This window comes from uncultured Campylobacter sp. (assembly GCF_938031315.1).
Taxonomy (GTDB): Bacteria; Campylobacterota; Campylobacteria; order Campylobacterales; family Campylobacteraceae; genus Campylobacter_B.
Map to the genome: position 1 here is coordinate 1 of NZ_CALHHT010000093.1, position 2,827 is coordinate 2,827.

General features: G+C 48.4%; 4 protein-coding genes and 1 pseudogene. 4 read left to right on the forward strand and 1 reads right to left on the reverse strand.

Annotation, left to right across the window (positions count from 1 at the left end):
* The 3 genes and pseudogenes from Q0236_RS02490 to Q0236_RS02500 form a co-directional block, all read left to right on the forward strand.
* Positions 1-246 (forward strand): annotated as a pseudogene (locus Q0236_RS02490) (UDP-N-acetylmuramate--L-alanine ligase); the annotation flags it as partial.
* The gene (locus tag Q0236_RS02495; protein WP_297914716.1) at positions 246-530 is read left to right on the forward strand and encodes a hypothetical protein; all 285 of its coding nucleotides are present in this window, start codon (positions 246-248) and stop codon (positions 528-530) included. The pseudogene Q0236_RS02490 and the gene Q0236_RS02495, both read left to right, overlap by 1 nt.
* On the forward strand, positions 527-853 hold the full coding sequence (locus tag Q0236_RS02500) for a hypothetical protein (protein WP_297914719.1): 327 nt from the start codon (positions 527-529) through the stop codon (positions 851-853). Before Q0236_RS02495 ends, Q0236_RS02500 begins: the two co-directional genes overlap by 4 nt.
* Positions 854-956: 103 nt before the next feature.
* On the opposite strand, the gene Q0236_RS02505 is transcribed toward Q0236_RS02500, so the two are convergent.
* Positions 957-2,063: an FtsW/RodA/SpoVE family cell cycle protein gene (locus tag Q0236_RS02505; RefSeq protein WP_297914722.1), complete on the reverse strand. Its 1,107-nt coding sequence runs from the start codon at positions 2,061-2,063 to the stop codon at positions 957-959.
* 53 nt (positions 2,064-2,116) lie between these two features.
* On the opposite strand from Q0236_RS02505, the gene Q0236_RS02510 reads away from it, so the two are divergent.
* A partial coding sequence (locus Q0236_RS02510; RefSeq protein ID WP_297914725.1) for an RluA family pseudouridine synthase occupies positions 2,117-2,827 on the forward strand: 711 nt, incomplete at its 3' end.

Genomic DNA, 2,827 nt, shown 5'->3' on the forward strand with positions numbered 1-2,827 from the left:
GAGTGCTTTAAGGGCGTTGATGAGCTTGTCATCTTGCCAGTTTATGCAGCTGGTGAAAATCCGATCGAAGTTGATATGAAGAGCGAATTTAGCGAGTATAACCCGATCTTTACAGACAAGGTTGAGAGGGTTGAAGAGGGCATAGAATTTACAGATGAATTTGGCGTGAAAAACCGCCTAAGTGACGGCATCGTAGTTGGTTTTGGAGCGGGCGATATCAGCGTGCAGCTAAGAGGCGGATATTAATGGACCTAAGCAATTTCAAGCCTCAAGATGAAAATGAAATTTTAAAAGAGATAAAGGAAAAAGAGCTAAGCGAGGATGAAATTTTAAACTCCAGTGGCGATCTCGGTGAAAATTTCGCAAGCGGCGCCGATGAAAATTCTACGCATCGCGCCGATAAAAATTCCGATGAAAATTTTAAAATTTCAAATGAAGGCGCTGGCGAAGGCGGCGCGAATGAAAATTCCGCGCAAAATTTCAATCAGGATGGTGAAAATTCCGCGCCCGACGCAAGGCGCGATAGATGATCAGATCCGCGCTGATCGCGCTTGCGGTGATATTTTTGCTGCTTTTAAATTTAGCCAATCTTTTCGGCATGGTAGGCATAAGCGGGCCGGTGCCTGCGATGATCTGGTTTGCGATCAGCTTCTGCGGGGTTTTTTACCTATACAAATTTTGCGGCGCAAGACCCGTCGCAGCGCGGATCGGGATCTTTGCCGTAGCCTTCGTGGGCGGATTTTTCACGAGCGTTTTGTACTACGGATTTTTTAATTCGCAAACTTTGGAATTTGCCTTTACATACGCCTTTTTCGCGGTGGTATTTACGCTCGGCATCGGTGTGATTTTGTAGCGAGCTTTAAAATTTAGCCCGCTGCTTCAAATTTCACCGCCGACTTAAAAACAAGTCTCGCTCGATTTTGTAGAATTTCAAAATTTATCCGTGCGGGCTAAATTTACATCCTGATCTTATAGGTCTTGTAGTTATCTTTCATCCTAAACGTCAGCAAATTTTGCAAAATTCCAAAGAGGATCATAAAGGTGATGAAGCTGCTGCCGCCGTAGCTGAAAAACGGCAGCGGCACGCCCACGACGGGCGCGAAGCCCACCACCATCGAGATATTGACGCCTGTATAGATGAAGATGAGCGAGGCAAGCGCGCTCGTAAAGACCCGTATCAGATAGTCGCTTTTAAAATCGTAGTTTAGGCTCAGCAGATGCAGTATCAGCAGCGCATACAGCGCGATCAGCGCGGCAGCCCCCACGAAGCCGAAGCGCTCGATCGTGTAGGCGAAGATAAAATCGCTCGTCGCAATCGGCAGAAATTTAAAGTGCGTCTGCGTGGCCTCGTCTCTATCCTTGCCATAGATGCCGCCGTTTCCTATGGCAATGATCGCCTGCTTGACCTGATAATTGGGCTCCTCGCTGATAAAATCGGCGATGCGCTTTTTTTGATAATCGTGCATGTTTTCGTACAAAATCGGCGAGCTGGCCACAAAAACGATGATCAGCGTAAGCCAAATTTTTTTATCGACGCCGATAATAAAAAGGATCGCAAATCCCGTCAAAAAAAGTATCGCGGCAGTGCCTAGATCGGGCTCTTTAGCGATCAGAACAAAAGGCAGAAGTATGTAAAAGCTAAGGCGCAAAAAATCCTTCAGCCCGTAGCCGTTTTTCGGCGGCGGATTTTTGTGTATCAGATACATCAGCATCAGGATAAACGCGGGCTTCATCACCTCGCTGGGCTGCAGCGTAAAATGCACGAAAGGGATCTCCAGCCAGCGCCTCGCTCCTAGCTTGCTAACGCCGAAAAAATCGACGCTAAGCAGCAATATGATATTTGTCCAATAAAATATCGGAATCAGATATAAAAATTTGCGTATCGGAAAGAGAAAAAACAGCGTAAAAACGGCAAATCCTACGCCGCAATAAACCACCTGCTTCGAGGACAGCACGTCGTTTGCCTCGCTTATTAAAACGTATGAAAAAACCACTATCGGCACGATCAAAAAAGGTTGAATGAAATCAAAATATGCTAAAATCTTTTTGTCAATTTTAAACAACGCTTAATCCTAATTAAAATTTTGACGTAAGAATAGCCAAAAAAGGTATAAATTTGGATAATCTAATAGCACAATGCGGCGAAAGGCTCGACGTTTTTTTAAGCTCGCAGCTTGGAATTTCGCGCAATCAAATATCAAATTTAATCAAATCCGCTGCGGTCAGAGTGGACGGCGTCGTGCAGAGCAGGCCCGGCTACAAGCTATCTGCGGGCGAGCTCGTGCACATCGACTACCCCGCGTCTGCGCCGCAGCAAACGAGCGTAGAGCGGCTGGATTTCGATGTCGAAATTTTATACGAGGATGAGGATCTGCTCGTGGTAAATAAGCCCGCGGGTCTTACTGTCCATCCCGCCGCAAGCGTCAAAGAGCCCACGCTCGTGGACTGGCTCAAAGCTCGCGGCTATCTACTTTCCACGCTCGGCGGCGAGCTTCGCGCGGGCATCGTGCACCGCCTGGATAAACTCACCAGCGGCGCCCTGCTCGTCGCCAAAAACAACGCCGCGCACGCCGCGCTCTCGGCACAGCTAAGCGATAAGAGCATGGGGCGGATATACCTCGCACTCATCGACCTGCCGCTGAAGCAGCCCTGCGTAATCGAGCGTCCGATCGCTCGCAACCCCGCAAACCGTCTAAAAATGGGGATCGTGCCCGGCGGACGCAGCGCAAAGAGCGCGTTTTATGAAATTTTAAGCGGCGCGGAACTAACGGAGCTTCAAAACTCCGCCCAGAAGAGCGATGAAATTTTAGGCCCGGGCGACGGTACA